The organism is Shigella sp. SIG3, from assembly GCF_053555855.1.
The window spans coordinates 1-5,452 of sequence record NZ_JBQZXE010000177.1 but is presented as its reverse complement, the minus strand read 5'-3'; the positions used below and the strand labels follow the sequence as shown (position 1 = coordinate 5,452).

The window sequence follows — 5,452 nt, the reverse complement described above, 5'->3', positions numbered from 1 at the left end:
CTGGTTGTAGACTTGTCTCAGCATATAAGTTGCTGGAATGATTACGGCGGCTGGTACGACACTGATCATATAAACCTGGTACAAGGCTCAGCTTTCGCAGGCTCCCTACAGTCATATAAAGGATCGCTGTACTGGAATAATGTGACCTACCCCTTCCCGTTGACGACAAATACCAACGTATTGGATATTGGTGATAAGACACCGATGCCATTACCGTTAAAACTCTATATTACCCCAGTTGGGGCGGCCGGTGGAGTTGTCATAAAAGCGGGGGAAGTCATTGCCCGTATTCATATGTATAAAATTGCAACATTAGGAAGCGGAAATCCGCGTAATTTTACGTGTAATATTATTTCAAATAACAGTGTTGTTATGCCAACAGGCGGCTGCACCGTTGATAGTCGTAATGTCACCGTGGATCTCCCGGACTTTCCTGGAAGCGCAGAAATACCCCTTGGCGTATATTGCTCAAGCGAACAAAAGCTCTCATTTTATCTTTCGGGTGCCACCACTGACAGTAGCCGACAAGTGTTTGCTAACACAGCACCTGATGCAACAAAAGCATCGGGAGTGGGTGTCACTCTAATGCGTAATGGAAAAATACTGGCTACGGGAGAAAATGTCTCCCTGGGGACAGTAAATAAAAGCAAAGTACCTCTGGGTTTAAGCGCAACCTATGGACAAACAGGAAACAAGGTTTCAGCCGGAACCGTCCAGTCAGTCATTGGTGTCACTTTTATCTATGAATAATTGTGATTTTGACCTTAGTCTATGCGCTCCATTCACGAAAATTGCGCGGATAATTATTTTGTGAAGGCTATTATCCTACACCTGTAAGAAAATCCGCGCACAATTGAAGCCAGAGTCTTATTTTTTATATTGAAAAATATGTTAATTTAAACACTATGAGAGATGATGCTTAACTTATCGTATTTAATCTATTGTTTAACGATAATAGATTAAAAATAGAAAGAGAGTAGTCCCCTACTCTTATATATCCATGTTGGCGATAATCCCTTTGTATGTACTGTGCATCATCGCTATTACAAATCCTAATAATTCATTTCCACACAGGATAAGTAGATGAAGAAAAAAATTGAATCCTACCAGGGTGCTGCAGGTGGTTGGGGTGCTGTTAAATCCGTAGCGAATGCAGTACGTAAGCAGATGGATATACGCCATGATGTTATTGCCATGTTTGACATGAATAAGCCAGAGGGCTTTGACTGTCCGGGTTGTGCATGGCCAGATCCTAAGCACAGTGCGTCATTCGACATTTGTGAAAACGGCGCAAAAGCAATCGCCTGGGAAGTCACGGATAAGCAGGTAAATGCCTCTTTCTTTGCTGAGAATACGGTTCAATCATTACTTACCTGGGGAGATCACGAGCTTGAGGCTGCGGGGCGTCTCACTCAGCCTTTGAAATATGATGCCGTCAGCGACTGTTACAAGCCATTAAGCTGGCAACAAGCTTTCGACGAAATTGGCGCACGCCTTCAAAGCTATAGTGATCCCAATCAGGTTGAATTCTATACTTCGGGCCGCACTTCCAATGAAGCTGCCTTTCTTTATCAGCTTTTTGCCCGTGAATACGGGAGCAATAACTTTCCCGACTGCTCCAACATGTGCCATGAACCGACAAGCGTGGGTTTGGCAGCGAGTATCGGTGTAGGTAAAGGGACCGTGTTGCTGGAAGACTTTGAGAAGTGCGATTTAGTCATTTGCATTGGGCATAACCCTGGTACAAACCACCCTCGCATGCTGACTTCGTTGCGCGCTTTAGTGAAACGGGGAGCGAAAATGATCGCCATCAATCCTCTACAGGAACGTGGCCTGGAGCGATTTACCGCACCGCAAAACCCGTTTGAAATGCTGACGAACTCTGAGACTCAGTTGGCCAGTGCCTACTACAACGTGCGCATTGGTGGCGATATGGCGTTGCTCAAGGGGATGATGCGCCTGTTAATTGAGCGCGATGATGCTGCAAGTGCCGCAGGTCGGCCCTCATTGCTTGATGACGAATTTATTCAAACGCATACCGTCGGCTTTGACGAGCTACGCCGTGACGTTCTCAATTCCGAGTGGAAAGATATCGAACGTATTTCTGGACTAAGTCAGACACAAATCGCCGAACTGGCTGACGCATATGCCGCTGCCGAACGCACCATTATCTGTTACGGAATGGGGATCACTCAGCACGAACATGGTACCCAGAACGTGCAGCAACTGGTCAATTTGCTGTTGATGAAAGGTAACATTGGCAAGCCTGGTGCGGGTATCTGCCCACTACGTGGTCACTCTAATGTACAGGGCGACCGAACCGTCGGTATCACCGAGAAACCGTCTGCAGAGTTTCTGGCTCGCCTGGGTGAGCGCTATGGCTTCCCCCCACCTCATGCACCTGGACATGCTGCAATTGCCAGCATGCAAGCAATATGTACGGGGCAGGCTCGAGCATTGATCTGCATGGGGGGCAACTTTGCACTGGCAATGCCAGATCGGGAAGCGAGCGCTGTACCGTTAACGCAATTAGATTTGGCGGTACACGTAGCCACTAAGCTTAACCGCTCTCATCTGCTGACCGCACGGCATAGCTATATTCTGCCGGTTCTGGGGCGTAGCGAGATTGATATGCAAAAAAGCGGTGCGCAGGCGGTAACCGTTGAGGATTCAATGTCGATGATTCATGCCTCGCGTGGCGTGTTAAAACCCGCCGGTGTAATGCTGAAATCAGAGTGTGCAGTGGTCGCGGGAATCGCGCAGGCAGCACTACCCCAGAGCGTGGTAGCCTGGGAGTATCTGGTGGAAGATTATGATCGCATTCGCAATGACATTGAAGCTGTGCTGCCAGAGTTCGCCGACTATAACCAGCGCATCCGTCATCCCGGTGGTTTTCACCTGATAAATGCAGCTGCTGAAAGGCGCTGGATGACGCCGTCAGGTAAGGCTAATTTCATTACCAGCAAAGGGCTGTTAGAAGATCCCTCTTCAGCGTTTAACAGTAAGCTGGTCATGGCGACAGTACGCAGCCACGATCAGTACAACACGACGATTTATGGTATGGATGATCGCTATCGAGGGGTATTCGGTCAACGAGATGTGGTCTTTATGAGTGCTAAACAAGCTAAAATTTGCCGTGTAAAAAACGGCGAAAGAGTTAATCTTATTGCGCTTACGCCAGACGGTAAGCGCAGCTCACGCCGCATGGATAGATTAAAAGTGGTCATTTACCCTATGGCTGACCGCTCACTGGTGACCTATTTTCCAGAATCGAATCACATGCTAACACTTGATAACCACGATCCATTAAGTGGCATTCCTGGCTATAAAAGTATTCCGGTTGAATTAGAACCATCAAATTAATGCCTCTTCTCATTTCTTCTGCTGTCATCCGCACAGCAGAAGAATTCCTCATTGACTATTATTGCGCAATTTACTCACATGGATTAAATTAAACTACATACTATAAGATATAAACTTCTGCCTACAGCTGTAAGAAACTCCGCTCAGTACTGAAGCACCAGTCCTATTTCTTCTTTTCTCCAGCCTGTTATATTAAGCATACTGATTAACGACTTTTAACGTTATCCGCTAAATAAACATATTTGAAATGCATGCGACCACAGTGAAAAACAAAATCATGCAAAGAGATAACTATAAAGAAATCATGTCTGCAATTGTGGTTGTCTTATTACTGACACTTACGTTGATAGCCATTTTTTCGGCAATTGATCAGCTGAGTATTTCAGAAATGGGTCGCATTGCAAGAGATCTTACACATTTCATTATCAATAGTTTGCAAGACTGAAAATAAACAGCAAATTATAAATGTGAAATGTTTAAAAGGTATCGATAAAACTTTATTGTTTTAAGGAGATAAAATGTCGCTCGTTTGTTCTGTTATATTTATTCATCATGCTTTCAACGCTAACATTTTAGATAAAGATTACGCCTTCTCTGACGGCGAGATCCTGATGGTAGATAACGCTGTTCGTACACATTTTGAACCTTATGAGCGGCATTTTAAAGAAATCGGATTTAATGAAAATACCATTAAAAAATATCTACAATGCACTAACATCCAGACAGTGACGGTGCCTGTTCCTGCGAAGTTTTTACGTGCTTCAAATGTACCGACTGGATTGCTTAATGAAATGATTGCTTATCTCAACTCGGAAGAACGCAATCATCATAATTTTTCAGAACTTTTGCTTTTTTCTTGCCTGTCTATTTTTGCCGCATGCAAAGGTTTCATTACACTATTAACTAACGGTGTGCTATCCGTTTCCGGGAAAGTGAGAAATATTGTCAACATGAAGCTGGCGCACCCATGGAAGCTGAAAGATATTTGTGACTGCCTGTACATCAGTGAAAGCCTGTTGAAGAAAAAACTAAAGCAAGAGCAAACGACATTCTCACAGATTCTATTAGATGCCAGAATGCAGCACGCAAAAAATTTGATACGCGTAGAAGGTTCAGTCAATAAAATTGCCGAACAATGTGGTTATGCCAGTACATCTTATTTTATTTATGCGTTCCGCAAACATTTCGGCAACAGTCCGAAGAGAGTTTCTAAGGAGTACCGTTGTCAAAGGCACACGGGTATGAATACGGGCAACACGATGAGTGCTTTAGCTATTTGATTATTTGCTAACGAGTAGTCAACCACGCACGCTACGTAAGAATTATATGGGGCAGCCATTCCCTGCCCCGCGTTGTTTTTAGGCGATATATTTATTGAAATAAATAAGTGACATCCATCACATATTTATGCACTTGCATAACCTGTTGCATGATTATTTATAATCTCAATTCGGCATTTTGTCAGTAAAATGCAATAATTTATTAAATATCAATAAATTAGTTATTTATCGGCGAGAAATTACTTAATAGAACAGAAAGTAATGTCAACGCTTTATGGACTGTTATTTCCCTTTTTTTAGCTAAATCTGCTATCTCTTTATGTGACTAACTTCACTTACATCCACTTATTTCTCTTCGTAAAATTACTTCGGAATTAAGTACAATAAGAAGAGGAACATTTATGAAGTCTGCATTAAAGAAAAGTGTCGTAAGTACCTCGATATCTTTGATACTGGCATCTGGTATGGCTGCATTTGCTGCTCATGCGGCAGATGATGTAAAGCTGAAAGCAACCAAAACAAACGTTGCTTTCTCAGACTTTACGCCGACTGAATACAGTACCAAAGGAAAGCCAAATATTATCGTACTAACCATGGATGATCTTGGTTATGGACAACTTCCTTTTGATAAGGGATCTTTTGACCCAAAAACAATGGAAAATCGTGAAGTTGTCGATACCTACAAAATAGGGATAGATAAAGCCATTGAAGCTGCACAAAAATCAACGCCGACGCTCCTTTCATTAATGGATGAAGGCGTACGTTTTACTAACGGCTATGTGGCACACGGTGTTTCCGGCCCCTCCCGT

At 43.5% G+C, this 5,452-nt stretch carries 4 protein-coding genes and 1 pseudogene; all 5 read left to right on the top strand.

The window, feature by feature from the left end:
* A partial coding sequence (locus tag ACUU1I_RS19455) for a fimbrial protein (protein WP_032157045.1) occupies window positions 1-750 on the top strand: 750 nt, incomplete at its 5' end.
* Window positions 751-1,083: 333 nt separating this feature from the next.
* Entirely contained in the window at window positions 1,084-3,363 is a 2,280-nt protein-coding gene (ydeP, locus tag ACUU1I_RS19450; protein WP_000726665.1) for an acid resistance putative oxidoreductase YdeP, read from the top strand.
* A 247-nt stretch (window positions 3,364-3,610) separates the two neighbouring features.
* The gene (gene safA / locus ACUU1I_RS19445; RefSeq protein ID WP_000543379.1) at window positions 3,611-3,808 is read left to right on the top strand and encodes a two-component system connector SafA; all 198 of its coding nucleotides are present in this window, start codon (window positions 3,611-3,613) and stop codon (window positions 3,806-3,808) included.
* A 73-nt stretch (window positions 3,809-3,881) separates the two neighbouring features.
* On the top strand, window positions 3,882-4,643 hold the full coding sequence (ydeO, locus tag ACUU1I_RS19440; RefSeq protein WP_000060475.1) for an acid stress response transcriptional regulator YdeO: 762 nt from the start codon (window positions 3,882-3,884) through the stop codon (window positions 4,641-4,643).
* A gap of 401 nt (window positions 4,644-5,044) precedes the next feature.
* Window positions 5,045-5,452, top strand: a pseudogene (locus ACUU1I_RS19435) (sulfatase-like hydrolase/transferase); the annotation flags it as partial.

What these genes read in the sequence shown, in the direction of transcription:
- ydeP (WP_000726665.1), top strand. Translation starts at nt 1,084, where the DNA reads ATGAAGAAAAAAATTGAATCCTACCAGGGTGCTGCAGGTGGTTGGGGT.
- safA (WP_000543379.1), top strand. Translation starts at nt 3,611, where the DNA reads ATGCATGCGACCACAGTGAAAAACAAAATCATGCAAAGAGATAACTAT.
- ydeO (WP_000060475.1), top strand. Translation starts at nt 3,882, where the DNA reads ATGTCGCTCGTTTGTTCTGTTATATTTATTCATCATGCTTTCAACGCT.